This window comes from Natronoarchaeum sp. GCM10025321, from assembly GCF_042663585.1.
GTDB lineage: Archaea > Halobacteriota > Halobacteria > Halobacteriales > Natronoarchaeaceae > Natranaeroarchaeum.
Window position 1 is genome coordinate 183,191 of record NZ_JBHTAN010000001.1, and the last position, 24,692, is coordinate 207,882.

The following is a 24,692-nucleotide window of genomic DNA, read 5'->3' on the forward strand; positions in this document are numbered from 1 at the left end:
TCTCGATCGAACATAGCCGAGACGAGCGGGTCTCCGCAGACTGATGGGCAAAGAGCTAGAGCGTGACCTGGGCCTACCTGCAGTGACGGCGATCAGCATCGGCGCGATGGTCGGCAGCGGTATCTTCATTCTGCCGGGACTGGCGATGAAGATGGCCGGTCCGGCGGTCGTGTTCGCGTATTTCCTCGCGGGGGTGCTGGTGTTGCCCGCAGCACTGAGCAAGTCCGAGATGGCGACGGCGATGCCCGAGGCCGGAGGAACCTACCTGTACATCGAGCGCGCGATGGGGCCACTGTTTGGAACCATTGCCGGCGTTGGGACGTGGTTCTCGTTGACGTTCAAAGGGGCGCTGGCACTGGTCGGCGGCGCGCCGTATCTGGTGTTGTTGTTTGATCTGCCAGTGACACCCGTCGCACTCACAGTCGCAGTCCTGTTGATCGTTCTGAATATCGTCGGCGCGAAACAGACCGGTCGGATGCAGGTCGTGATCGTCGCGGTGATGCTTGCAGTAATGGTCTGGTTCATCGTTGTCGGTGCGCCGAACGTCGAGAGCGCCCGCTTCGAGGGCTTTTTCGACAGCGGAATCGAGGGGATTCTCGGTGCGACCGGGTTCGTATTCGTCTCCTATGCCGGCGTCACGAAGATCGCTAGCGTCGCCGAGGAGGTCGAGAACCCCGACAGGAACCTCCCGCTGGGCATCCTCGGGTCGCTCGTCATCACCGCGGGGATCTACGTCGCTATCGTAACCGTGATGGTGGGAGTCGCCGAGGAGGCGGCCCTAACCGACACTGAAACACCGATGCAGGTCGCGGCCAGCAACGCGCTGCCTGCAATCGGCGTCGCAGCCGTCGTCGTCGCGGCATTGCTCGCATTGATCAGCACCGCGAACGCGGGGATTCTCTCCTCGTCACGGTACCCGTTCGCGATGAGTCGTGACGGCCTCGCCCCCGACATTTTCGAGGACGTCAGCGACCGATTCGAGACGCCAGTCAACGCGATCACGATCACCGGTGGGGTGTTGCTGGTTCTCATCGCGTTCGTTCCAATCGACGATATCGCCAAACTGGCTAGCGCGTTCAAAATCCTGGTGTTCATCCTGATCAACGTCGCACTGATCGCCTTCCGCCAGGGCTCGATCGAAGCGTACGACCCCAGTTTCAAGTCGCCGCTGTACCCCGTTCCACAGCTAGTTGGGATCATCGGGGGGGTCGTCCTCCTCCGGTACATCGGGTTCGTCCCGCTGGTCGGCGCCGTCGTCATTATCGCTGGTTCGATGGCGTGGTACTACCTGTTCGTGTACCGTCAGGGCGGTGTCGGCCGCGAGGGCGCGATGACCGATGCTCTCCGCCGGAGTGTGGGACGAGACGTCGTCGAGAAGACCGAATCCGAAGTCGAAACCGAAGGCAACGAGGTCCTCGTGGCGGTCACCGAACAGACGCCACCCGACATCGAGCGCTCGCTGATCGACCTCGCCGTGGATTTAGCGCGAACCAGAGAGGGCGGTGTCCGGGTCGCCCAGTTCGACGAGGCCCCCGACCAGACGCCGCTCCCCCAGTCGGCCTCGAATCTCACCGAAGCAGATCAAGCATTCGAGGCCAGATTGGCCGACCGAGCGACCGACTCCGAGATACCGATCCGGTACGGCGAGGTCGTCAGCCACGATACCCGGCATGCCATCGTCAACTATGCTGCAGATGTCAACGCCGATACCCTGATCATCGAGCGCTCGACCGAGTTCGAAACGCTGCTCGGCAGCGACGCCGACTGGATCGAAGAACACGCCCCCTGTAACGTTATCGAGGTCTCGAATCTCGAACACGACACAGTCGAGCGCATCGGCGTCGTCACCGACGAGGGACCGTTCGACCCTGCGAAAGTCGACCTGGCCGACACGCTTGCTACCGCCGTCGGTGCGACGGTTACCTTCTACTTCCCCGTCGGCGCGGACCCGCCCGAGAGTCGGCGGAACACTACCGAGGATTATCTCTCTGAACTGGTAGAGCTTTGTGAAGCCCCGGTCGAGACCCAGGTCGTCGAGGCGGATACCGACGACGTGATCGACCTTGCGGCCACCGACTCCGACGTCCTCGTCGTCAGCGGCAGTCAGCGCGCTCTCACGGACCGACTGTTCGGTCGCAGTTCGAGCCTGGTGACGGCTGGGACAGAGCACGGCACTCTGGTCGTGTACGACGCAAGCCAGCCGGGACCGCTCCGTCAGGCAGTCGAGCGGCGACTGTTCTAGGTCCCTACGTATACCTTCGTGCGGGGCAGTCATGATGGGTCCAAACTGGATCGTGTAAGATGCGTTGGACCGCCAATGGTAGCGGTTCGGGCTATGCATCGATCAGCAGTCCTGCCGTGATGGAGCAACCGGGTAAATCGAGAGACGGAGTGTGACGGTCTTACACGCTCGCGGCACCCCTAATAACCGATAGGGCGAAACCTGAAAGAAGCGACCTCAATGACCCCTTCTTTTGAGTCACCCGAGTGGGAGGGTACGACGGGTTCAGTTGTATCTGTGGCCGGTCAGAGTTCCCAGCCCATAGCCGGGACACGAGGGGTCGCTGTGTTGAGCACGCATGCCAGTAAAGAAACCACGGCGAGTCTGAACGCAGTTCGGGTGTTAAGACACGAACCCCTCTGGATCCATACCGAAAACGTCATTCGGTGGACCGAAGACGGCAGCGTCCGGTTCTCACCGCTCGTCGACATCGACCGCTGTCTGAACAGTTGGTGGGGTTCCACTACCGTTGGTACCCGACTAACCTTTCCCAGTGCTACGCCCATGAACAGACGAACCACTCTGGAGCACCTCGCCCGGATGACGGACGCTGAGCGAGAGGAAACGACGACCATCGATACGCTCGTAGCCGCGCTCGATACGGACAGACGTGCCGTCGAAGTACATTTAGCCGGGTTAGAGGCCTGCGAGCTGGCTCGAATCGACCCGGACGGCACTGCGAGAGTGACGGTCACCGGTGAAGAGTTCTTGCAACTCGATACCGAGGAGGCGATAATCGTCGACTCCGGACCTCCGTGCTCGGAGAAATGAGGGGGCTGAATTTATTGGGAGGCCACCTTTTTGTTCAACTAACGGGGAGAGATTGCCAATGTCTGAAAACGAACCGAGCCAATCGGGAGAGGACGTCGACGAAGTGCAGTACGATCCGGCGTCCAGCCGATACGATATATTCGAATGCCCCGACTGCGACAACGTGGTGCTTGCACTCGGCCGCGACGAACCGCCGATGTCCTGTCACGACGAACCGATGGAACGCGTGACCGATGTAGAAATGAGTGTCAAACCGCCCGACGTGAGACAGGTGCTTCTGGAGGCGTTCGGCCTTCCAAAGGCAGGCCTCGATATCTGCCTGTGTGTCATCGGCGAAGGGCCAGTGTCGGCGAACGAGGTGGCTGACTCTCTGGGATACGATCGGAGTACGATCACCCGATATCTCAATAAACTCGTGGATCTGGGTCTACTTCGGCAATCCGAACTGAACCGTGAGGGTGGAGGTGTCGTCAACGTGTATCACTCGGTCGACCTCGAGCGGATGCGACGCGAGACCCTGATCGGGTTCTACGTCTGGGCAGGGGAAGCCGCCACACTCATCGAGGAGGCAAACCTGACCAAGCAGAACTATCTCGAAGAGAACCCCGACCGGGAACTGCCGGACGTGTTCTGGGACTCGTTTCCTGACGAGTAGGCGCACTACGGCGCTTGTGAAGTACCTCGGTGGCAAGTGGTTCGAGACCCGGAGCGTCTCGTCATCACGGAAATCGTAGATTTCCGTACGATCCCGAGGCACTCGCCTCGAACTGCCTGTAGATGTCTTAGCGACGTCTCGACGACGTTTAAAGAGAGGTAGTTAGCTACAGACAGTTGGCCTCGGCGGGATCCACCGAGACGGCGAAGATGAGCGGACCCCACGGAATCGAGACGCCGAGGTCAGGCGATGTTAGGGACGTCTCTCTCCATCGACCTCCGGAACTATCTCCCCGTCTCCGCACCACACGCTTTGCAGTAGGCAACGACCGCACCCTTGTCGTCAGTCCGTTCCAGGCGGTTGTCCGTTTCGGCCTCGTAGTCCGGGCAGAGACGGAGTGTACGCTGTTCACCGTATTCGAGCGGTGCACCGAGAGCGAGCGCGCGGACGCGTTCGTCGCCACGGTTCCAGCCGCGCTGGAACTCGCCGGGGGCGAATCGAATAAAAACGTAACGAGCAATCAAATCCGTGATTTTCTCCATCAGATACGTGTGCAGGTAGAGAGACAGGTGACGGTCCTGTGGGAGCGTGCATCTGGCCATAATGCGAATAGGATCGAACGATTCTTCGAGAGATACGAGCGGCTGGGCGAAAGCCGTTTATTTGTTGTAGCTGTCAGGGATCAGTACGACGCCGTGGAAATCGAAGAGTTCTGTGACGAACTCCTCGATCTGACCGAAGTCCGGATGCAGTGCCATTGCGGGGAGGTAAATATCGGTGTCGCTGAGCTGCGTCTCATTCTCTATCGTCTCTTTCATAACGACTAGTAGTTGCAGACCTGTATGCTTAGGTGCTAGCGCGTATTATTACGGGTGTTTAAGTGCGAATATAGGTCGTGATTATTCACTATATTTATCAATTTTTACAGAAGAATACCTCGGGTATTGACCCCGAGTATTCACTCAGATGTAACAATCTACACCAGGAACCAGCAGGGCGAACGGATAGTCTAAGATACCTGTCGGGATAAACAAGATGAGAGGGCTTCAACTTGACTTGACCAGTATCAGTCCGGTACTCTGAACGACAACCGTGTGCTTATAATACGAGAAAGTAACGCAACCACCCGGACAACTGCCTTTGGCATCGTTCTCGAACAGTACGTTTAATCCATCAGGGTTGATACTCTGACCAATGGGCGGCAGTGACTCTCGGTCTGCTCCAGTATAATCGGCAACAGCACTGACAACCGCTTCACTGATTCTTTGTTCACTGTCGAATCGTAGCGTGTAATGATCTTCGCTGACACCCCCCTCGTGTGTTGATACCATGCATACTTCCAATACCGCTCATTAATACATGTCTGTGCGGCATATACCACATATATTTAAGTCTGCAAAGCCTTCTGATCCTCACATAATGCGATGCTGGGAGAACAGCCTCGTCCCAGCGTACAATACAGGCCCTCATAACGAGACACTGGCTGACGAATACACTGTCAATAGGAGAAACACAAGCAATATTGGAACACTCAATACAATGTTTCGCGGAGCTATCCACCCTGTAACCGAGGGAAGCCTCTGTCTCGAAGAGTCGATACGAACGGGATACGTTCGGTCGTAACATTAGAATATGACCAATACAACTGCATCAACACCTGATTCGACCGGCAGACAATTGAACCTCGAAATCAAAAACATTGGCGGAGTCTCTCATGCCCAGTTCTCACTGTCTTCGGGAGTGACGCTCTTTTCGGGAGAGAACGCCTCGAACAAGTCCTCTACGCTCCGTGCACTGGCCGGTGTGCTCGGAGGGCCACTCCCACCGCTGAAAAGTGACGCTGACACCGGCTCTGTCCGTATGAACGTAGGCGATGATAAATATTATCTCGATTTGACCCGAAAGGACGGTAAGGTTGTTGTCAGCGAATCTCGGGTCTACTCGGGGAAAGGCGATCTCTGTGAACTTTTCATGGCGCTGACCGAAATAAACCCGATCCGACAGGCCGTCCTTGCCGGAGACGACCTATCCGAACTGTTGATGCAGCCGATCGATACAGATGAGATAGAGGCCGAGATCCGACACCTGACCGAGGAAAAAGAGTCGCTCGACGACCGACTCGACGACCTCGACAAAATGGAAAACAGAGTCCCGGGGCTCCTGGCACGGCGAGATAGTATTCAAAAAGAAATTGAAGACGTTTCTGACTCTCTCGAGGAAACTCGGACGGAAATAGAGGAGTTCGAATCCGAAATTGATCAGACAGACGAAGATACAGTAGCAATAAGTCCGAAACGAAACAAAAGAAGAGAAATTAAGCGACGGATCCGGAAAAACGAGTCCGCCGTCGAATCACTGACTGAGCAACTCAAACGAACCGAGGAAAAGCTGGATTCGATAGAAGTGACCGAGAACGGCGTCGATATCGACGAACTCGGTGAGGAGATTGAGAGACTCCATCATCAGAAACAACAACTCACCTCGACGATTAACACCCTCAGCCCGATTGCGGAGATGAACTCTCAGATACTCAACGAGGAGGACGATGTGCCAGCAGCGATGAAATCTGACGATATTGTTTCCGAACTCGACCCTGCCTCCCAGTCGGTTACGTGTTGGACGTGTGGTAGTTCGGTCGAACGGGCACAGATTGCGGATCAGGTCGAGACAGTCCAGGAGATCATGCGAGAGAAACGCAGTGAGCGAGATGCTCTCACGGAACGTATCCAGAAGAAGACAACAAGAAAGCAAGAACTTGAGTCGGAACGTACCGAGCGAGAGGATCTTCGCAAACAGCGGGCAGACGTTTCTACCGAGATAGAGACACGACGAGAGACACTCTCAGAACTCCGTCAGCACCGCCGGACACTGGAGGACGAAATCAGCGAGCTGCTAGAACAACATGGCAAAGAAACGGACCGGGAAGCCAGATTGAGCGAGCTTTACGATGAGATCAGCGATCTCGAATACGAACGCGGGCAGCTGTCGAACGATCTGGAACGTGTTGAAGAGGAGATATCCGAGATCAAGACAGCGCTGTCCACCCGAGAGACGGTCGAGAACGACCGTAAATCGGTTGCCGAAGAGCTCAGAGAACAGCGCGAGCGTATCGATCAGACCGAACAGGAGCTCGTCTCCACGTTCAATGAGATGATGCAACGTGTCCTCGATAGGCTCGAGTATAACGCGATCGAGCGTATCTGGATCGAGCGTCGCTCGTCCGGCACGCGGATGTCCGCAGAGTCCGAGTTCGAACTGCATCTCGTCAGAACGACTGATGAGGGCCGGGCTTACAAGGACACCGTTGACAGCCTCAGTAAGAGTGAGCGAGAGGTGATCGGTCTCGTTGTCGCGCTAGCGGGCTATCTCGTCCACGATGTCGGCGAGCACATCCCGTTCGTCATCGTCGACGCGATCGAAATGTTCGATGCTGACCGGATCCAGGGACTATTAGAACACTTCAATCAACACGCTGAATTCGTTATTACGGCGGTGTTGCCCGAAGAGCAGAACGAACTCGACGGACTGTACGACTCGATTTCGACAGCCGCTCTCGGAGCAGATTAGCTTTCTTTAGGCTGTCGACTCTCGGACTGGCACGAGCATCCCCCCCGTTCTAGCAGCTTCGAGAAAGGATACTCGTCGCCGCATTCCGAGCAGCCGACACGGAGACTGAGTGTGACTGTTGGTGCCGGGATTGTCAACGACCCGCCCGTCTCCAGCCGGGCTATCATCTGGTGCGCGACCGACTCTGTTCGAGAGATGAGTTTGAACACCGTGTTCTGGGCATCACTGACGGTGAGCGTGGTGTCCCGAGCCGTGTCCACCTCCAGACAGTCATTGAGATGTGTTCGTATCGTCTGATAGCTCACGAAGTCCCCCGTGAGTTCCGCGGGGTCGAGTCCGTTCTGCCTGAGGCGCGATTCGACGTCGATACGCTCCCCTGGACTCACCTCGTCGTCAGTCAGGAGCCGGTATACGTTCGGTATTTCGCCGTCGAGAGTTTCTTGACCCGTCGCTTTCATCGCTGCTTGGAGGACGGCCTGATTGTAGTACGTTTCGAGGTCACGCAAACTGTCCCCGTCGTTTCGACGTTTCTGGAGTCGTTCATCTATCTCTGCCAGTTCCCATTTATTCGAAATCCGATCGACCTTACAGATGGGATCCGACTCCGCTGTCATCGTACCAGTAATATAGAACCTATGGTAATGAACGCACCGTCATTGATCCGACGCTGGGGACTTCCGAAAAGGCAAACTGTATATATAATTCTAAATAGCCAGAGTACAAAATGCCCTGTAACCCTAGCATGACAGACGCTATCCCAGCACGGCAGCATGCCCTCATCTACTCGTAACAATCACTAAGTTGGAATATCCATAATGTCTATTACAGCAAAAGTTCATATCGAGCACGATCGGCTCGCCCTTGTTCCGACACTGACCTCTCTCAGTGATGTCAATATTCGTGTCATAACGCAAGGGAATACCGATCCCGGTTCGACCAAGTTTCCATTCCTCATCGAGTACGACGATCAGGAGGAGTTAGAGGAGATGCTGGACGACGATCCGACGGTCGAAACGTACGACCTCGTCGACTGGACTGAACAGCAAGGAATCTACTATGTCGAGCACAGTCCGGAGACGGAACTGATCAGTACAGTCGTCACCGACGTCGGTGGATTCCTCGTCAATACCGAGACGAAAGGAAGTGGGTGGCTCGTCCATCTGTTACTACCGGACAGAGACGCACTCAACACTATCTGGGAGTATACCACCGAGAAGGACATTTCGCTCGATATTATCGAAATATACGGGAATACCGACACGGACGGGATGGAATCGTACGGGCTGACAGACGAACAGCGGGACGCGTTACAGATCGCGTACGCCCACGGCTACTTCGACGAGCCACGCAGTATCAAACTCAACGAGGCCGCTGACGAAATGGGATTGTCGTCGACAGCGATGAGCGGTCGTCTTCGTCGTGGGATCCGAAATCTCATTTCGACGACCATCGCTGAAGAAGAGACAGAGGAGTGAGACTGTCTCTCATAGCTATCATCGAAATAGTTGTTTTTCAGTAGGGTATAGTTCTCCATTGACGCATAGCCGATGGTCACTCACCGCGTTTTGACTTCTTCTCTTTATACACCGGTCGAAGTGCGGATATGTCCTTACTATATCCCAGCCAGACGCTCAGCACTGAGGCAACGAGGATGAGATACACTGGTAAAAGGCTGATAAGAATGTAACCGATGATTGGCAGCGAAATCAGACCACTCCAGTACAGTATTCCCAGTACAACACCTCCGGCAGCCAGACTAGCGAGAATCCCCAAACGAAACGCCTGGTCGGCTGCAGGACCGGGAGAGGTTTTGATTTTGTCCATACGAAATCTACACGCCCGAGACGAATAAATAGCGCGAGAGACGGACTACCACTGTACAACTGGGTAGCTTCGTTTGTTTGATTCACGAGACGAACGCGAACGATTTGGCCGTGGGTGAAGCGCTGCGTTTTCAAGTGTTAAATGCCCGAAAGCGCCCGCCTCAGTGGTAGTATCGACCAGATCGAATTAGGTTTTGTGGAAGCGAGGCCACGCCGGAACTGCTGATGGAGCTCGGTATTCAGCTCCGTCTTGACATATTATCAGTTTCAAATACTATCTTAGTACTTGAATTATTTGGTATCAAACACGCTCGATCGACCGTATATAAGTGGGTTCACAAGACAGATCTACAGCCCGAAGAGGGCCAGAATCCGGATCACGGTGCAGTTGATGGAACCGTGATCCGATTCAATGGACAGCAGTACTGGCTGTACGCTGCTGTTGACCTGAAAATCGACGAATTACTCTATTTACAGCCTAATCCGACCACTACAACCGTTCTCGCTCAATGGTTTCTTGCCACGCTGCGGGAGAAGCACGACGTTGACGACGCGGTGTTCCTCGTCTATAGCGCGACCTCACTCCAAACAGCCTGTTCACGACACAGCCTCTATTTTAGATACGAAAGTCAAGTAAATCGGACCAGTGTAGAACATATATTTTTTGAAGTAAAACAACAAAACTTTTTGTTTAGTAATATTTTTAGCCACGCCGAAGTTGAAACTGCTGACTACTGGTTCAGATCGTTCGTTTTCGCGTAGAACCAGCTTATCTGAACACGACCGTATCTACAGCCTGAAGACTGTGACATTGCGCTGGTCCTCCTGCAATGATGATTTGTGGCGATCACAACTTGTCGGATATCATCGGCCCGTTCGCAGTCAGAAACCTCCCCTGTGATAAATGCCAGAAGTGATCCACAGTATCTTTTATTATGATTTCCTATCTCGTCTTATAGGCATGACCGGAAATCAGGACCATCCCAATTATCCTAATGTCGACCAGTCAGATCGGAAAGTCCCACGCAATCTGCGCCAGACCGGTGACCCGGACATCGAGATGCTTGTCTCGACCCGCGTTCGGAAATCGCCGTTCTTCCACAAGTCCTTCAACGAGGAGGGTGCGTGGCGCGCCACCGTCTACAACCGACTCTATCACCCGCGCGGTCTCATCGAACCCGAAGACGGCGGTGTAATGAAGGAGTACGATGCGCTGACCAACGCTGTCACGCTCTGGGATGTCGCTGTCGAACGCCAGATCCGTGTCAAAGGACCTGACGCCGAGGCACTCACGAACTACGTCGTCACGCGTGATGTCAGTGAAATGGACGCGATGGACGGCAAGTACGTCATCCTCTGTAACGAGGATGGCGGCGTGCTGAACGACCCCGTTCTCCTGCGACCCGAAGAGGACGAATTCTGGTTCTCCATTTCGGACTCAACGCTGATGCAGTGGCTGCAGGGCGTCAACGTCGACAACGAGTTCGACGTCGAGATTGACGAGATCGATGTCGCTCCGATGCAGATTCAGGGCCCAAAGTCCGAGGACGTCATGGTCGATGTCGTCGGCGACAAGGTGAAGGACGTGCCGTATTACGGCCTGATGGACGCCGAAATCAACGGTGCCGACGTACTTATCAGCCAGACCGGGTTCTCCGGCGAGGCTGGCTTCGAAATCTACGTCAAGGACGCACACGAGACCGCCGAGCAGGTCTGGGATCCCGTTATGGAGACGGTCAAGGACCACGGTGGTCGACAGATCGCACCGGGCCACCACCGCCGTATCGCTGCGGGGATCATGTCCTGGGGCCAGGACCTCGATCACGAAACGTCCCCATTCCAGGTCAACCTCGGCTATCACGTTCCTGACGAAAAGGATGCCGATTACATCGGTAAAGAGGTGCTCGAAGAGCAGAAAGAGCAGATCAAAAACGGCGAGTACCCATTCACGCACAAGCTTATTGGGCTCAAGATCGCTGGCGATCCGATCCGCGACTACGCACCGGACTTCTGGCTCATCTCCGATCCGGAAACGGGCGAAGAGTGTGGCTACCTCACCTCGCCGTGGTGGAACCCGGACCTGGGCACAAACATCGGCATGGGCTTCGTGCCGGCCGACATGATCCAGGAAGTCACCGATACGCCGCTCAACGACGAGGTCTACGACGAGGAGTTGGACCTCGAGTTCCAGGTTCACCTCCCCGACGAGTACTCCGAGGAGCCTGGCGAGCCGACGTTCGCGACGGCCGCCAAGGTGCCGTTCAAGGAGTCCGTCAACCCGAGCGCGCGTGAACAGGCGAAGCTGAACGCACGGAAGGAAGCAGAGGCCAACCAGAACGGCGACTGATCGACGTCACGGCGTCTGTCCCTAGTTGGTTTTTTGCGATATCTTTTTTGATCGTCGATAACGGGTTGACACACAAACAGACAGCCGTCAGCCGACCAGACCGCAATTGTGCTCCCCAGAAAAACCGACGATCACCGGCACGATAGCTATATTCTGAGATGTGCCGGTGGGTCGACGGCCTCGAGCTGTTCGAGCAGTCCGAGTCGATCCTCTTCGATCCATATCTCCGCGATCTCGTCATCTTCGATACGGTACTGGACCATGCCGGACCACTCGGCTTTGTGTTGGGTCGGTTCGATATCCTCGAACTCAGCGGTTTGGGTTCCAGATGCCGTGTATCGGACAGTGACAATGTTGTCTTCGGCGATCATTGCCTCAGTAGATCCTGAATAATCCGGAAACACGTCGAAGTGAGAGCGGTGGAGTTCGACGACTTCCTCCGGCCCGTGATGGGTATCGTGGATGCCATGCTCGACGACATCGTCTGCGAGATGCTCTTTGAGCGCCTCCTCGTCCTGGTCATTGAAAGCGGCCAGATAGTTTCGAACTGTTTGCTTGGCGTCGTCTTTCTGTACTGACATCGTATCACCTGATTTGAACACTCCGGTCCCCGTCCTGTCGCTGTGACGAGACCGAAGGTCGGTTTTAAATGATACAGCCGATATTGTTAATCGTTTCCATAGATGCAAATTGCTTTCACTTTCGACCAAGCCACCGCAGATGGTCCCTGCAACATCGTCCCGAGTCGTCGGTAGTCTCGCTAGCCGTCACCATTTTTCCATCGCGGGTTCCTATCTGATCGACGTGATATCGAACGCGTTGCTCACCGTATGGTGTCATATCAAATAATCGGCTGATTGTGTTGGGGCAAAGGTGTTTTTATTCCTCATCACGAGACTAGTTGTGATGACACAAGACCCCTGCTACAACTGTCCGATGTGCGGCGCTGTATTGAGCTACCAGACGACAAAACATACTGGCTGCCCGCAGTGTGGTTTCATTCCGTCCCACAGTGCTGATTAGCGATCTGTCCTTCGGAGGTATCTGTAGTTCGGACTCCTGACTCTCGATACGTTATAGCGCCGGCAGTTAGTTCGTGACGACAGCGTCACCTGAGTGACGACGTTCGGCACACAGTGACGATCAGTCGTATGGAACGACGAAGCCGGCTTTGTAAATTTGAATCGGACTGTCTCTCTTCTGACTGGACGGAGTGAATCCTCACTCCGTTAGTTCGTTCCAGCGATCGACGCCGGCCTCCGCAACCTCTTGATCCTGCGCAACTGCGCCGCCAGAGACGCCGATCGTCCCGACGATTTCGCCGTCGCGCTCGAGTGGGTAGCCGCCACCGAAAATGACGATCCGCCCCTCGTCTGTCGTCTGCAGACCATACAGCGAGTTGCCCGGTTCGGATGGTTCGGCCAGCTCGTGGGTCGGTGTCTCCAGCGCCGCAGCCGTGTAGGCCTTGTTCCGCGAGATGCTCACGGATGCGAGCCAGGCGCCGTCCATGCGATGCTGTGCTACGAGGTTCCCCTCGCTGTTCGCTACCGTGAGGACCATCGGATTGTCGATCTCTTCCGCCTTTGTTGCTGCCGCCTCGATCAGTTCTGTCGCTCTCGAAAGCGAGATGGACTCGACCATGCAGCTAGTGGACCGTAGACAGATGATAAAAAACCTTGTTCGGGCGTGAACCGGCAGCCCGTACGCCTATTAGTGACCTGATCAACGCCGATGAAAACGCCGTTTCTGATGGACGAATCCGGCGTGAAGAGCACAGCTCTCCCGGTGTGTGACACGGGACGGACCGACTGGCGTCTGTGGTACTGTACAAGAGTCGGTGATTCTGATATGACGATATCCGTATCATTTGCAATCTGGGACCAGGTGTGGCACAGTACGTGACTCCAGCCCAGGTGCGATTCATTCTATCCAAAATCGGTATTCCTGGAAACGGTTACATCCCGACTCCGAGCGATTCGTCCGTCGTCGACCGGCTCTCTTCTCCATCCATCGCCCCACAGAGTGCTCGGACAGCGTCGACACTCTCCGGAACGACATCCGCCTGCTGGTGGATCGCTTGGAAGAACGAGAGGCGCCCGTCACTCACATCGATCGAGTCGGCCCAGACACAGTTCTCCCAGACGTCGCCCCGCCGCCGGCCGGTATCGAGGACGTACTCCTGAATCTCCGCACAGCTCTGACAGCCTGACGCGGTGCTGATGAGCTCGATACGGTTTTCGTCGTTAAGTAGCTCTCTGACCGTCGCTGCTGTCGGGTCGGCTTCCAGTGACACGGTCACACTGTGGAGGTGCATCAGTGTGGCCGGGACGGTGACGCCTTTCGTCGTTACGTCGAGATCCGGCATAATCGCCTGGAGATCCGGTGCGTGATGTGACGGAACACCGATTGGATCCGGTAGGATGTCGTTGATGGGCCCCCGGTCGGTCTGGGTCGGATCGCCCCCCCGTCTGATGAGTGTCGCATCGAGAGACTGGACACCGTACTGTTCCCGCAGCGGCGTTACTGCTCTCGCCAGCCCTGTCGTGTTACACGAGACGACCCGTGTTGCCGTGCTGTTGAGAGAGTCACTGTAGTTGGTCCGAGCGTTGAAACTGTGGGGCGCAACATCCGGGTCTTCCCCACCCTGGTAGACGACGCTCGTATCGTGCTCTTTGTACAGGTCGCGGTATGTCTCGCCAACGCCGGAGGGCGTCGCATCGACGACGACATCGCCTGCGGCGACCAGTTCGGAGAATGAGCCAGCGACCGGAATCCCGCGCTGCTCGAACTCGTCTGTCCGATCCGGGTCTGCCGGGTACAGATCGTACCCTATCTCGGTGGCAGCACGGGCTTCGTGGTTCGGTGATCGCTTGCTGACACCAACAACCCGCATGTCCGGCTGGGCCGACACGGCGTCGGCAACCCGTTTTCCGATCGTCCCGTAGCCGTTTACGCCGACTGTCATCATGATATCAGCACACTCCGTCCCGTGCCGTACCGAGCGTTCTTGACGGCCCGGGACATTGCTTCAGTCGGGAAGACCCCTGGGTTATCGACGCGCAAGCGATCCTTCGCGGCTGGACTGTGTCAGGTACCGTCATCAGCCGATATTTTCGGTGTCTTCGTAATAAACAGCCGGTACGATACCCGATCTGATTGTCAAACTATGTGTTGAAAAACTGTGTTTCAGGGTGTCTCTGTTGGCTCTGGGGGAAATACTCATTAACAGGTCCGCGGTACTCCACGGTAATGACGGTAGCCTGGTTCGAGGCGGTCAACGCCGACGACGTTGATATTGTCGGTGGGAAAGCGGCTTCGCTCGGAGAACTATCATCACATGGATTACCGATTCCTCACGGGTTCAGCGTCAGGGCTGACTCGTACCGAAAGTTCATCGACGAATCCGGACTCGGACCGGAACTGTTCGAGGCCGTCGACGTCGATACCGAAGACTCGCGCGCGCTGGCCGAGGCCGAACAGCAGGCCCGCGAACTCATATTGGAAGCCGACTGGCCCGACGGTATGCGAACATCGATCCTTGCAGCGTTCGACGATCTGGAAGGTGATCCAGTCGTCGCGGTCCGCTCGTCGGCAACCGCCGAGGATCTGCCCGACGCATCGTTTGCCGGGCAGCAGGATACGTACCTGAACGTCGGGCGCGAGGATTTGCTCGACAAAATAAAGCAATGCTGGGCGTCGCTGTTCACACAGCGAGCGATCTACTATCGCGTCGAACAGGGGTTCGACCACGAGACGGTCGATATCGCCGTCGTCGTCCAGCGAATGGTCGACGCTGACAAGTCCGGCGTCATGTTTACTAGTCACCCATCGACGGGTGAACCGGAACTGACAGTCGAAGCCGCGTGGGGACTGGGCGAAGCTGTCGTTTCCGGTGCTGTCTCGCCGGATCATTACACCTACGACCGGCAACAGAACGCGGTCAATAATGTCACTATCTCGACAAAGAAGGTGATGTGTGTCAAGAACGAGTCTGGAGAGACTGTCGAACGGCCGGTCCCCGACGAGAAGCGAGACGAACGGGTGCTCTCTGATGAAGAGCTCCACTCGCTCAACGATATCGGCGAACTTGTCGAGGAACAGTACGACCAACCACAGGATGTCGAGTGGGCGATATGTGATGGCGACATCTACCTCCTGCAGTCCCGGCCGATCACGACGATCAGCGACTCTTCCGACCGCACTGACACCAAGACCGGCGAGACGGCTGATGGGTCGCTCGTCGATGGAGTCGGCGCAAGCCCCAGTTCTGGAACCGGTACCGTCCGCGTCGTCGGCTCGCTGGATCAACTGGACAAGGTCAAAGACGGCGATATCGTGGTGACGGAAATGACGACCCCGGACATGGTACCCGCGATGAAACGGGCCGGTGGCCTGGTCACCGACGAAGGTGGGATGACGAGCCATGCTGCCATCATCTCCAGGGAACTCGGCGTGCCGGCAGTGGTCGGTTGCGAAAACGCGACATCTGTCCTGACCGACGACCAAAGAGTCACTATCGACGGCGATAGAGGCGTCGTGAGGGACCCTACAACAGAACCAGCACAGGACGATACGAGCGAAGGTGCTGAGACACCGTCTCCGCCCACCCAGAACCGTGGTCCGAAGCCGATGACAGCGACGGAAATCAAGGTAAACGTCTCCATCCCAGAGGCAGCAGAGCGGGCGGCTACGACCGGCGCTGACGGCGTCGGCCTGTTGCGGATGGAACACATGGTCCTGTCGACCGGTGAGACGCCGGAGCACTACGTGGCCCAGCATGGCGAGGAGGCGTTCGTCAACTCTCTCAGCGACGCGATGCGTACGGTCGCCGACGAGTTCTACCCCCGACCAGTACGTGTTCGGACGCTAGACGCACCGACGGACGAGTTCCGACAGCTCGAGGGGGGCGAATCCGAACCGGCCGAGCATAACCCGATGCTCGGCTACCGTGGCATCAGACGCTCGCTCGACGAACCAGCGACGTTCAAACTCCAGCTTGAGGCTTTCAAATCCCTCTACGAGAGGGGGTACAACAACATCGAAATCCTGCTACCGCTGGTCAACGACGCCGAGGACGTCTACCGGGCCAAAGCACTGATGGAGGCGGTCGGGATCGATCCGAACAAGCGACCATGGGGTGTGATGATCGAGACGCCTGCGAGCGCACTTAGCAGCGACGCCATCTGTAAGGCGGGGATCGACTTCGTCTCCTTCGGCACGAACGACCTCACCCAGTATACCCTCGCTGTCGACCGCAACAACAGTACAGTGGCCGGCCGGTACGACGCGCTCCATCCATCGGTCCTGCAGTTGATGACGGACACGATCGAGACGTGTCGATCCCACGATGTTGCGACCAGCATCTGTGGACAGGCGGCCTCTCAGCCCAGAATGATTGAGACCCTCGTCGACGCGGGAATCACGTCAATGAGCGTCAACATCGATGCGGTCCACGACACCCAGCAGAAAGCAAAGCGAGTTGAACAGCAACACATTCTCGACTCGGTTCGGTAGTGAACCGAACGTATGAGTGGCTCCAACGGCACACCTGAACCGTGGCCAGGCACACACAGTCGGGGGACCAAGACGGTTCACCAGTAACAGTCGGGAGCGTCATCGATTCGCTGCCGGCCGGTCGCTTCCAGCGACGTCTACTCCTCGTCACTGGCGGTATCTGGGCCAGCGTCGCGCTGTCTATTCTCGTTATTTCGTTTACGATCCCCGTTCACGTGGCAGTGTGGGGACTCTCGCCAGTCGAGGCAGGAATTCTCGGCAGTGGGACGCTCTTTGGTATGATCTTTGGAGCCAGCCTCGGTGGTAGGTACAGTGATCGACACGGTCGAAAACGGACGCTGGTTGTCGCAGTCGCACTGTTTACGAGCTGTACCGCATTGACGGGACTGGCGACCGGACTCCGCTCGGCCATCCTGTTGCGAATCCTGACCGGGATCGGCGTCGGGGCCTCGGTCACTGTGACTGCAACGTACCTCTCTGAACACGTCCCGACCCAGTGGCGCGGGCGGTATCTCGCGTATCTGGAAGGGTTTTTCGCGCTTGGCAACCTCGCGACGGTCCTCCTGGCGGCGGCCATACTCCCGGCTGGAGCCACCGATGCGACAGTATTCGGCATCGCAGCATGGCGCGTCACCTTCGTCGCTGCCGGTGCGCCGATAGTCTTCGTCGGACTAATCCACACACAACTTTCGGAGTCGCCGTACTACCTCGCACGGACCGGCGACCGTTCCGGCGCCAGCGATCGTCTGGCCGCTATCGCGGCCGAAAACGGACACACGTTCGATATCGAGCCCGAACAGTTAGCCGCGGGTGACCCGGAAAAGGCGTCGTTTCGACGCCTATTTCGTCCGGAGTTTCTTGGACGGACGGTACTCATTTCCGTAGTCTGGTCGGGGTTGAATCTCGGCTACTACGGCGTGTTCATCTGGCTGCCGGACACGGTCCAGGCAGCCGGGTATGTCGGCGGGCTGTACGTCTATCTCACGGTGGTCGGGGTGTTCCAGTTACTGGGTGTCCTGACAGCGTCGACGCTCGTCGATCGACTCGGTCGAAAGCGCGTCCTCGCCGGATCCTTCTCGCTCTCGGGACTCTCGACAGGACTGTTCACGCTCGCGCTCCCCGGCGTCGATGTGGGTCTCGGTATTAACGGTACTGTGCCGCTCTTGTCCGGTCTCTTTGCGACCGGGTTCTTTATTTTCGCGTCGTTCGCGGTCATCTTCGGATATACGACGGAACTGTTCCCCACGGGCATTCGATCATCCGGACTCGGCTTTGCCAGTGGTCTCGGCAAGATCGCTGCCGTCGCCGGGCCGATCCTAGCTGGATGGCTCGTCCCGTTCGGATACGCCGTCGCGCTTGCACCCTTCGCCGTGGCGTTGCTGGCGACAGGCCTGCTAGTCGGGCTGTTCGGTCCCGAGACGATGGGTGAAACACTCGAGTAACACTCTGATTGTTCTCGCCATCCAGAGATGCTGTGTCCGAAAACCGACGGCTATGATTGTGGCGAGACTGTCGGTGTGAGCGCGATTACAAGATATACCAGATCGGTCATATCGAGCTATCAATGGTGATCCCTTCGAGGGACCAAAACATCAAAAGAGCCGCTCTCCGATGTCCTGTGCATGGCAACGCAAGAGCAGCCACTCGTCAAAGATGTCATGTCTCGACCCCTGATCACCATTCCAGCTGAGATGTCACTGGTAGATGCGGCCGAAAAGATGCGCGAACACGACATCAGTGCGCTCCTCGTAACGACAGCACCACCATCGCTCATCACCAGTACTGACATTCTGAATGCGATCGCACAGGGAAAAAGCCCGTCTGAAGTCGTCGTGGGCGACGTCATGACGGAATCCGTTGAGTCCATTCCGCCCGACCTGCGCCTCCAGCAGACGGCAGCGATGATGGAGACGTTCCAGATCAGTCACCTCCCTGTCATCGACGACGATTACATCGGGATGGTCTCTTCGACGGATCTCACTAACGCGTTCTGGTAGACGGTTTCGGGGGTTGTTAACCTGTTTCAGTCGTCGGATTTCAGAACTCCTCCAGAGATGATAACGACGGTATGCACGACAGCCACGGCAGAATCCGGGCTACTCGTACAGTGTATACTCGTCGGTGAGTTCGTCGACGCGGTCGCTCACGCCACTGAGGACAGTTTCGTCGTGCGGTGCATCGACGACATCACAGATGAGATCGGCGACCTCTCGACAGGCTTCCTCGCCGAAGCCGCGGGTCGTGAGTCCCGGCGTGCCGGCGCGGATGCCTGAGGGGTTGAACGCCGAGCGAGTCTCGCCGGGCACCGTGTTCGCGTTCAAAACGATCCCTGTCTCTTCGAGCGCCTCCTCGACGTCCTTGCCGGTCGTGTCCGGATGGGATGGCCGGAGGTCGATCAAAACGAGGTGGTTATCGGTCCCGCCCGAAACGAGTGTCAGGCCACGCTCTTGCAGTCGGTCACCCAGCGCCGCCGCGTTGTCGACGGTCTGCTGGGCGTACCTTTCGAATGCGGGATCGAGTGCCTCACCGAAACCGACAGCCTTGCCGGCGACGCAGTGCATCGCCGGACCGCCCTGCGTACCGGGGAAGACGGCGCTGTCGATTTCGTCGGCGTGGTCGTCGCCACACATGATGATGCCACCACGACCGGCACGGATCGTCTTGTGTGTCGAGCCAGTGATGAAGTCCGCGACGCCGACGGGCGACTCGTGGACGTCGGCAGCGACGAGTCCAGTGATGTGTGCAATGTCCGCGAGGTGGTACGCACCGACGGCGTCAGCGGCGTCCTGAATACGACCGAAATCGACCTCGCGGGGATATGCGGAGTAGCCCGAGATGATGATGTCGGGCTCGAAGGTCTCGGCGGTCTCCCGCAGGCCCTCGTAGTCGATGTAGCCGGTCTCTTCGTCGACCTTGTACTGCTCGACATCGTACACCTGACCAGCGAAGTTCGCCGGGTGGCCGTGTGACAGGTGGCCGCCATGGGTCAGATCCAGCGAGAGGATCTTGTCGCCGGGATCGAGTGCGGCCAGGTACACGCCCATGTTTGCCTGTGAACCGGAGTGTGGCTGGACGTTGACGTGGTCGGCCCCCCACAGTTCTTTCGCGCGATCGATCGCCAGCTGTTCGACGTCGTCGGCGAACTCACAGCCGCCGTAATAGCGTTCGCCGGGATAGCCCTCGGCGTAGTTGTTCGTCAGTTCGGAGCTCTGGGCCTCCAGAACCGCCTCAGTGACGTGGTTCTCGCTTGCAATCATCGCTAGCGTGTCGTTCTGGCGGTTTCGTTCCCCTTCGAGCGCGTCGGCAACTGCTGGATCTGTATCGCGGACTGTCTCGTACGTCATACCCGTGGTACGGGTTCCGGTGTCAATAGTCTGTCCTCTGGCAGAACGTGTCGGGCGAGCGACGTATTGCAATTAACCCAGACGCGACGATTGCAGGACAATCGACAGGTGAACTCCGCCAGCGACGACCGAGCAGGTGCGCCGACGTAGTCGCTGGGCTCTCACGAACACCGGAGAACTGCAGGAATAGCAGTGAGGCGTGTCTGGGACAGTAGCAGCATGCAGTACAAACGAAGGCGTGCCCACGGTGGCGCCGTCAGGAATCGAGTCGGTCGTGCCGCCACGACTCGGTGTCCGGCGTCTGATTGAACGTGTAGATGTGGATGCCGCTGATGTTGTAGTACTCGTCGTCGACATGGGGTGCGAGACCGTCAATGAGGTCGTCGGGCTTGTACGTTCCGCGCGAGCCGACGAGCTGTTTCACGAATCCGAGAATTCCGGTCGTCTTTCGGAGGAACTTGATGGAGTCGCCGACCCCGACCTTCTGTGAGATCTGCATCAGCCGCTTGTACTTCATGACGCCGGGGATGCCGATCTCGACCGGGAGATCGACGCCACGGTCACGAATGGTTTCGATCCACTCCAGCACGGCGTCCGGGTCGTAACAGAGTTGCGTGACGATGTACGTCGCGTACGGCGTCTTCTTGTCCATCGACTCTGCCAGTGTCTTCTCGTCGAGGAAGTCGTGACCCTCGGGATAGCCCGTAATGCCGACTTCTTCGAAGGAGTACTCCATCTCGTCGAGTGCGGTCAACAGGTCGTATGCCGATTCGAACTCACCCGCTGGTTCTTCACGATCACCGCCGGGGACGAAGATGTCGGTGATACCGGCCTCCGTGAGCCGTCGGGCGATCTCTTCGAGTTGCGCCCGGTCCTCGACGTACCGTGCCGCGATGTGCGGGACGACGTCGAATCCCATCTCGGCTGCATCTTCACTCCGATCGACGGTCCTCTCGATACCCAGTTGTGGCGACGTGGTGATCGCGATCGTCGCGCCGTCGGGCAGGTGCTGGATTTCGTCGTCGAAGCTCTCGAACGGCATCAGTTCGAACCGTGTATTGGCAAGGAGCGTCTGAACGCCACTGTGATCAGATGTGGCCCGTTTACCTAAAGACATGATTTATCGAATTATAGGGATATGTATACTTCCGTCTGTGGGTGGGTTACCGAACCCATTTAAATACACTATCGATCATCGGATGTATCAGTGTGTGGCCTCCTGGATTCGTTCGACCACCTGCTCGTAGGTGACTGACCATTCCGGATCGTCCGCGAGCGGTCGCAAGACGAGACTCAGGAGGTTGAGTTCCTCGAGGATAGCCCGGGTCTGGTCCCGGTTGAGTCCGAGGGTCTGCGTGACCTCGTACACTGTGACGGAGTCGATTACGGCACCGGCGACCTCTTCGAGATGCACGTCCTCGGGAAGGCCGAGACCGTCGGTCACGAGCTTTTCGTCGGGTATCTGTTCCACTGACTCCGGTTCGTCGGTCTGGGCCGACACGGTACCGGCAGCAGTTGTCTGCTGCTCGTGTTCTCCCGCGGATTCCGCTGATTCGTCTGTCGAGGACGTCTCGTTGTCGACTGCTGGCGACACTTCGTCGCTCGTATCGTACGTGTCGGGGTCGTGGATATCGGCTTCGATCATGTAGCGCCTGACGGTCTCCGAAGAGACATCCATCTGGATGTGTCGGCTCATCTCGGTAAAGTTGTCACAGCTATCGTAGAGCGCCTGGAGGTACTTTGTGTCCTCGTATGGCGGGACAGTGGCGTCACGCACCGCGGCGAACTCATCTGCGGTGTTTCCGGAAGCTGCAGCAGTCTTTTGCCGACTGACATCGTCCGGATCGGCTCGCTCGAGTTGTTCGGCGAAACTGATGGTCGATTCCTCGTCAGTACTACCCTCCGCTTCTTCGGCAGCTGCCGTCGCGGACTGAGGATCGTCATCTACTGTCCCCTCGTCGACATCGACCGGTCCTGTCGATACGGTTTCCGTTGGGTCGATCGTCACCCTGACAGTCAGCGAGAATCCCTCGTCGGTAACCCGAACGTCTTCTACGGTCGTCGAGACTGCGTCCTCATCTGTCGACGGGAGCTCAGGCAGTGAAAGGTCTACCTGGAGTCCGCCGTCATCGGTCAGTGCTGCGGCCTCCGGACTGAGCTCTCGCTCTCCTGCCGGTGAGCAGAGTGTGAGCGGAACGTCTAGCGTGGCATCGAGCACCCCTGCCTCGTCATCAACTGTTGCGACTTCGAGATGCTGGATCGAGTGACCCTCAGATTCGTACTGGTCGATTAGTTCCGAGAATAGTTGGAACGTCCTATGTACTCCCATGTTATAATAGCCCATGATACCTTATGTCATAGAAATACGTGAGGAATGCCAAACCCATTTAAGTACTACCACCGCATGAGGGGTGGCGATTTTGAGCTACCGACTTCGGTCCAGTCTTGACACCCTTCGGCGTCACATCTCTGTCGCGAGCGCAGCAATCCGTTCGCCGGCAACGACCACAGCCTCCCGCGCGACAGAGTACGCAACGCCACCCTCGTTTGCGGTGACCGTCTGGAGTCGGTCGTACGTAGATGGCGAATACACCGTCCCAAGTTCCGCCCCTTCGGCTACTGTGTCCCCGACGCTGATCTCTGATCGCAGTTCGAACAGCCCTGATGCCGCTGCTATGATATCGGTGCTGTTGTTCTCGAGGACAGTTTGGTTGGAAGATGCGACCGGATCGGCATCGATCACCTCGACCGCTCGCAGGAGGTTCGCCATCCCGTCGACGCCACTTTCGATCGCATCGTGCGTTATCTGCCGGCTGTTGGATAGTTCGGCTGTTATCGCCGGAATAGCTGCGCGAGCGGCGGCGGCTCGAAACGTCCCATCGAACGGTTCCTCGGTGGCGATCTCCCCCGTGTCGACGAGACAGTACTCCGTCCCGAAGGCCTCTGCAAGTCGCCGTGCATCCGCCTGGGATGCGTGATACCGGACGTGTTCGAGCATATCCGCCGTCCCGGTGTGGAGGTCTACTGCTGCGTCGGCATCTGTGACGAGCTTCCACAACTGTGCGGCCAGGCGTTCCTGGAGACTCCCCTCGCTGTCGCCCGGCCAGACCCTGTTCAGGTTCGGATTCCTGACATCGTACTCCGAAGGCATCATATACGAGCGATGATCGAAGGCCGGTGGATTCACCACGGGGACGACGAGAATAGTGCCCGCTATCTCGGTCGACAGTAGGCGATCGTGCAACCGACGGAGTGCTGCTGGGCCGTTGAGCTCGATCCCGTGCTGGGCTGCCTGCACGTACACAGTCGGCCCGTCGCCGCCGACATATCGGTGAACGGTCACGGAGAGGGTACGGCCCGACGGCAACTGACCGAGTCGCCGGTCAGTCGTCGTGTGGGTCGGTGGCTCGTACTCCATACGGAGTGTCAGCGACGGTCTTCGCATTACGTTTGGGGTCGTCGACGTCTGTTCACCGTCACTGTGACATTTTGGGAGCGGGAGGCTTTATACGTCTCCGGGCGAAGCGGCGCGCATGCAACTAGCGACCGAGACGTGGACCGACGCAGAGCGCACCGACACGAACCTGGCACTCCTTCCGGTCGGGAGTACGGAACAGCACGGACCACATGCTCCGCTCGGAACTGATACGTTCGACGCGGAAGCGGTCGCCGAACACGGTGCGGAGCGATACGACGACCCGGTCGTCGTTGCACCAGCTGTGCCCGTCGGGGTCGCCGAAGAACACCGATCGTTTACCGGAACGCTGTGGACCTCGGAATCGACGTTTCGAGCGTACATCCGCGATATCGTCGATAGCCTCGCAACACACGGCTGGGACCACGTCGTTCTGGTCAACGGTCACGGTGGCAACATCGCTGCCCTTCGAGAGGTCGCCGGGCGAATCACACGACACGACGAGGCGTACGCCATCCCGTTTACCTGGTTCAATGCGGTTGGCGACCACGGAGCCGATATGGGTCACGGCGGGCCACTGGAGACATCGCTCCTCCAGTCCACCCGGCCCGACACGGTCCACGAGGACCGACTGGACGAAGCGGCGGCGAACGGCAGTGACGGCTGGGGCGACTGGCAAAGTGGCGTCAATCTCGCCTTCGACTCCGGGGAGTTCACCGAGAACGGCGTCGTCGGTGACCCCCGCGAGGGAAGTGCCGACCGTGGAGAAGAACTGCTGGAACTGTCGACGACCGCACTTGTGGAGCTTCTCGACGCCATTGCGGACCGGCCGACCGGACCGCGCGACGATCGCTGACCGTCACATATCGCGGAGGCGTCCATCAGCCCCTCGGTCAGTGTTTGTGAGTTCGCTGTTGCAGGCTACTCCCACCTCACTTCACAATAGTAACGATGTTATTTCATAACTCTACATGA

The 24,692-nt window shown here is 57.5% G+C and carries 22 protein-coding genes and 1 pseudogene; 11 read left to right on the forward strand and 12 right to left on the reverse strand.

What is annotated here, in order from left to right; all coding sequences use genetic code 11:
* Nucleotides 1–43 precede the first annotated feature (43 nt).
* The 3 genes from ACFQL3_RS00880 (at nucleotide 44) to ACFQL3_RS00890 (ending at nucleotide 3,707) form a co-directional block, all read left to right on the forward strand.
* On the forward strand, nucleotides 44–2,242 hold the full coding sequence (locus tag ACFQL3_RS00880) for an amino acid permease (RefSeq protein ID WP_377050554.1): 2,199 nt from the start codon (nucleotides 44–46) through the stop codon (nucleotides 2,240–2,242).
* Nucleotides 2,243–2,785: 543 nt separating this feature from the next.
* On the forward strand, nucleotides 2,786–3,052 hold the full coding sequence (locus ACFQL3_RS00885; RefSeq protein WP_377050556.1) for a hypothetical protein: 267 nt from the start codon (nucleotides 2,786–2,788) through the stop codon (nucleotides 3,050–3,052).
* A 58-nt stretch (nucleotides 3,053–3,110) separates the two neighbouring features.
* A complete protein-coding gene (locus ACFQL3_RS00890) occupies nucleotides 3,111–3,707 on the forward strand; it encodes a helix-turn-helix domain-containing protein (protein WP_377050558.1) in 597 nt (198 codons plus the stop codon).
* Between the two features lie 284 nt (nucleotides 3,708–3,991).
* Here the strand turns inward: ACFQL3_RS00890 and ACFQL3_RS00895 are convergent, their stop codons facing one another.
* The 3 genes from ACFQL3_RS00895 to ACFQL3_RS00905 form a co-directional block, all read right to left on the reverse strand.
* Nucleotides 3,992–4,249 (reverse strand): hypothetical protein, encoded by a 258-nt coding sequence (locus ACFQL3_RS00895; RefSeq protein WP_377050560.1) that lies wholly within the window; start codon nucleotides 4,247–4,249, stop codon nucleotides 3,992–3,994.
* Between the two features lie 117 nt (nucleotides 4,250–4,366).
* A complete protein-coding gene (locus ACFQL3_RS00900; RefSeq protein ID WP_377050562.1) occupies nucleotides 4,367–4,525 on the reverse strand; it encodes a hypothetical protein in 159 nt (52 codons plus the stop codon).
* Nucleotides 4,526–4,753: 228 nt separating this feature from the next.
* Nucleotides 4,754–5,038: a HalOD1 output domain-containing protein gene (locus ACFQL3_RS00905; RefSeq protein WP_377050564.1), complete on the reverse strand. Its 285-nt coding sequence runs from the start codon at nucleotides 5,036–5,038 to the stop codon at nucleotides 4,754–4,756.
* Nucleotides 5,039–5,339: 301 nt separating this feature from the next.
* Here ACFQL3_RS00905 and ACFQL3_RS00910 point away from each other — a divergent pair, with 301 nt between their 5' ends.
* Nucleotides 5,340–7,274 (forward strand): archaea-specific SMC-related protein, encoded by a 1,935-nt coding sequence (locus ACFQL3_RS00910; protein WP_377050566.1) that lies wholly within the window; start codon nucleotides 5,340–5,342, stop codon nucleotides 7,272–7,274.
* Here ACFQL3_RS00910 and rdfA read toward each other — a convergent pair.
* A complete protein-coding gene (rdfA, locus tag ACFQL3_RS00915) occupies nucleotides 7,271–7,888 on the reverse strand; it encodes a rod-determining factor RdfA (protein ID WP_377050568.1) in 618 nt (205 codons plus the stop codon). The genes ACFQL3_RS00910 and rdfA overlap by 4 nt on opposite strands.
* Before the next feature lie 201 nt (nucleotides 7,889–8,089).
* On the opposite strand from rdfA, the gene ACFQL3_RS00920 reads away from it, so the two are divergent.
* Entirely contained in the window at nucleotides 8,090–8,749 is a 660-nt protein-coding gene (locus ACFQL3_RS00920) for a helix-turn-helix domain-containing protein (protein ID WP_377050570.1), read from the forward strand.
* 76 nt (nucleotides 8,750–8,825) lie between these two features.
* Here the strand turns inward: ACFQL3_RS00920 and ACFQL3_RS00925 are convergent, their stop codons facing one another.
* Nucleotides 8,826–9,098 (reverse strand): hypothetical protein, encoded by a 273-nt coding sequence (locus ACFQL3_RS00925; protein ID WP_377050572.1) that lies wholly within the window; start codon nucleotides 9,096–9,098, stop codon nucleotides 8,826–8,828.
* 141 nt (nucleotides 9,099–9,239) lie between these two features.
* Here ACFQL3_RS00925 and ACFQL3_RS00930 point away from each other — a divergent pair.
* Nucleotides 9,240–9,859 (forward strand): annotated as a pseudogene (locus ACFQL3_RS00930) (IS6 family transposase).
* 199 nt (nucleotides 9,860–10,058) lie between these two features.
* Nucleotides 10,059–11,444, forward strand: coding sequence for an aminomethyl transferase family protein (locus tag ACFQL3_RS00935; protein ID WP_377050574.1), 1,386 nt, complete (start codon nucleotides 10,059–10,061; stop codon nucleotides 11,442–11,444).
* Between the two features lie 146 nt (nucleotides 11,445–11,590).
* On the opposite strand, the gene ACFQL3_RS00940 is transcribed toward ACFQL3_RS00935, so the two are convergent.
* From ACFQL3_RS00940 to ACFQL3_RS00950, 3 genes are all read right to left on the reverse strand, one after another.
* Nucleotides 11,591–12,025, reverse strand: coding sequence for an ester cyclase (locus ACFQL3_RS00940; RefSeq protein WP_377050576.1), 435 nt, complete (start codon nucleotides 12,023–12,025; stop codon nucleotides 11,591–11,593).
* 640 nt (nucleotides 12,026–12,665) lie between these two features.
* A complete protein-coding gene (locus ACFQL3_RS00945; protein WP_377050578.1) occupies nucleotides 12,666–13,085 on the reverse strand; it encodes a GlcG/HbpS family heme-binding protein in 420 nt (139 codons plus the stop codon).
* Nucleotides 13,086–13,398: 313 nt separating this feature from the next.
* Nucleotides 13,399–14,412: a type II glyceraldehyde-3-phosphate dehydrogenase gene (locus ACFQL3_RS00950; RefSeq protein WP_377050580.1), complete on the reverse strand. Its 1,014-nt coding sequence runs from the start codon at nucleotides 14,410–14,412 to the stop codon at nucleotides 13,399–13,401.
* A gap of 281 nt (nucleotides 14,413–14,693) precedes the next feature.
* Between ACFQL3_RS00950 and ppsA the strand changes: the two genes are divergently transcribed.
* The 3 genes from ppsA (at nucleotide 14,694) to ACFQL3_RS00965 (ending at nucleotide 18,955) form a co-directional block, all read left to right on the forward strand.
* Nucleotides 14,694–16,958, forward strand: a complete 2,265-nt coding sequence (ppsA, locus tag ACFQL3_RS00955) for a phosphoenolpyruvate synthase (RefSeq protein WP_377050582.1) — start codon at nucleotides 14,694–14,696, stop codon at nucleotides 16,956–16,958.
* Nucleotides 16,959–16,999: 41 nt separating this feature from the next.
* On the forward strand, nucleotides 17,000–18,400 hold the full coding sequence (locus ACFQL3_RS00960) for an MFS transporter (RefSeq protein ID WP_377050584.1): 1,401 nt from the start codon (nucleotides 17,000–17,002) through the stop codon (nucleotides 18,398–18,400).
* Nucleotides 18,401–18,580: 180 nt separating this feature from the next.
* Nucleotides 18,581–18,955, forward strand: coding sequence for a cyclic nucleotide-binding/CBS domain-containing protein (locus tag ACFQL3_RS00965; protein ID WP_377050586.1), 375 nt, complete (start codon nucleotides 18,581–18,583; stop codon nucleotides 18,953–18,955).
* Nucleotides 18,956–19,054: 99 nt separating this feature from the next.
* Here the strand turns inward: ACFQL3_RS00965 and glyA are convergent, their stop codons facing one another.
* From glyA to ACFQL3_RS00985, 4 genes are all read right to left on the reverse strand, one after another.
* Entirely contained in the window at nucleotides 19,055–20,302 is a 1,248-nt protein-coding gene (gene glyA, locus ACFQL3_RS00970; RefSeq protein WP_377050588.1) for a serine hydroxymethyltransferase, read from the reverse strand.
* Between the two features lie 256 nt (nucleotides 20,303–20,558).
* Nucleotides 20,559–21,419, reverse strand: coding sequence for a methylenetetrahydrofolate reductase (locus ACFQL3_RS00975; protein ID WP_377050590.1), 861 nt, complete (start codon nucleotides 21,417–21,419; stop codon nucleotides 20,559–20,561).
* 87 nt (nucleotides 21,420–21,506) lie between these two features.
* Nucleotides 21,507–22,631: a hypothetical protein gene (locus ACFQL3_RS00980; RefSeq protein WP_377050592.1), complete on the reverse strand. Its 1,125-nt coding sequence runs from the start codon at nucleotides 22,629–22,631 to the stop codon at nucleotides 21,507–21,509.
* 132 nt (nucleotides 22,632–22,763) lie between these two features.
* Nucleotides 22,764–23,720, reverse strand: a complete 957-nt coding sequence (locus ACFQL3_RS00985) for a succinylglutamate desuccinylase/aspartoacylase family protein (protein WP_377050594.1) — start codon at nucleotides 23,718–23,720, stop codon at nucleotides 22,764–22,766.
* Between the two features lie 115 nt (nucleotides 23,721–23,835).
* Here ACFQL3_RS00985 and ACFQL3_RS00990 point away from each other — a divergent pair, with 115 nt between their 5' ends.
* Nucleotides 23,836–24,573 (forward strand): creatininase family protein, encoded by a 738-nt coding sequence (locus ACFQL3_RS00990; protein WP_377050596.1) that lies wholly within the window; start codon nucleotides 23,836–23,838, stop codon nucleotides 24,571–24,573.
* Nucleotides 24,574–24,692 lie beyond the last annotated feature (119 nt).

Bases quoted from the DNA above. Each gene is read 5' to 3' on its own strand.
- ACFQL3_RS00880 (WP_377050554.1), top strand. From the start codon at position 44: ATGGGCAAAGAGCTAGAGCGTGACCTGGGCCTACCTGCAGTGACGGCG.
- ACFQL3_RS00885 (WP_377050556.1), top strand. From the start codon at position 2,786: ATGAACAGACGAACCACTCTGGAGCACCTCGCCCGGATGACGGACGCT.
- ACFQL3_RS00890 (WP_377050558.1), top strand. From the start codon at position 3,111: ATGTCTGAAAACGAACCGAGCCAATCGGGAGAGGACGTCGACGAAGTG.
- ACFQL3_RS00895 (WP_377050560.1), bottom strand. From the start codon at position 4,249: ATGGAGAAAATCACGGATTTGATTGCTCGTTACGTTTTTATTCGATTC.
- ACFQL3_RS00900 (WP_377050562.1), bottom strand. From the start codon at position 4,525: ATGAAAGAGACGATAGAGAATGAGACGCAGCTCAGCGACACCGATATT.
- ACFQL3_RS00905 (WP_377050564.1), bottom strand. From the start codon at position 5,038: ATGGTATCAACACACGAGGGGGGTGTCAGCGAAGATCATTACACGCTA.
- ACFQL3_RS00910 (WP_377050566.1), top strand. From the start codon at position 5,340: ATGACCAATACAACTGCATCAACACCTGATTCGACCGGCAGACAATTG.
- rdfA (WP_377050568.1), bottom strand. From the start codon at position 7,888: ATGACAGCGGAGTCGGATCCCATCTGTAAGGTCGATCGGATTTCGAAT.
- ACFQL3_RS00920 (WP_377050570.1), top strand. From the start codon at position 8,090: ATGTCTATTACAGCAAAAGTTCATATCGAGCACGATCGGCTCGCCCTT.
- ACFQL3_RS00925 (WP_377050572.1), bottom strand. From the start codon at position 9,098: ATGGACAAAATCAAAACCTCTCCCGGTCCTGCAGCCGACCAGGCGTTT.
- ACFQL3_RS00935 (WP_377050574.1), top strand. From the start codon at position 10,059: ATGACCGGAAATCAGGACCATCCCAATTATCCTAATGTCGACCAGTCA.
- ACFQL3_RS00940 (WP_377050576.1), bottom strand. From the start codon at position 12,025: ATGTCAGTACAGAAAGACGACGCCAAGCAAACAGTTCGAAACTATCTG.
- ACFQL3_RS00945 (WP_377050578.1), bottom strand. From the start codon at position 13,085: ATGGTCGAGTCCATCTCGCTTTCGAGAGCGACAGAACTGATCGAGGCG.
- ACFQL3_RS00950 (WP_377050580.1), bottom strand. From the start codon at position 14,412: ATGATGACAGTCGGCGTAAACGGCTACGGGACGATCGGAAAACGGGTT.
- ppsA (WP_377050582.1), top strand. From the start codon at position 14,694: ATGACGGTAGCCTGGTTCGAGGCGGTCAACGCCGACGACGTTGATATT.
- ACFQL3_RS00965 (WP_377050586.1), top strand. From the start codon at position 18,581: ATGGCAACGCAAGAGCAGCCACTCGTCAAAGATGTCATGTCTCGACCC.
- glyA (WP_377050588.1), bottom strand. From the start codon at position 20,302: ATGACGTACGAGACAGTCCGCGATACAGATCCAGCAGTTGCCGACGCG.
- ACFQL3_RS00975 (WP_377050590.1), bottom strand. From the start codon at position 21,419: ATGTCTTTAGGTAAACGGGCCACATCTGATCACAGTGGCGTTCAGACG.
- ACFQL3_RS00980 (WP_377050592.1), bottom strand. From the start codon at position 22,631: ATGGGAGTACATAGGACGTTCCAACTATTCTCGGAACTAATCGACCAG.
- ACFQL3_RS00985 (WP_377050594.1), bottom strand. From the start codon at position 23,720: ATGGAGTACGAGCCACCGACCCACACGACGACTGACCGGCGACTCGGT.
- ACFQL3_RS00990 (WP_377050596.1), top strand. From the start codon at position 23,836: ATGCAACTAGCGACCGAGACGTGGACCGACGCAGAGCGCACCGACACG.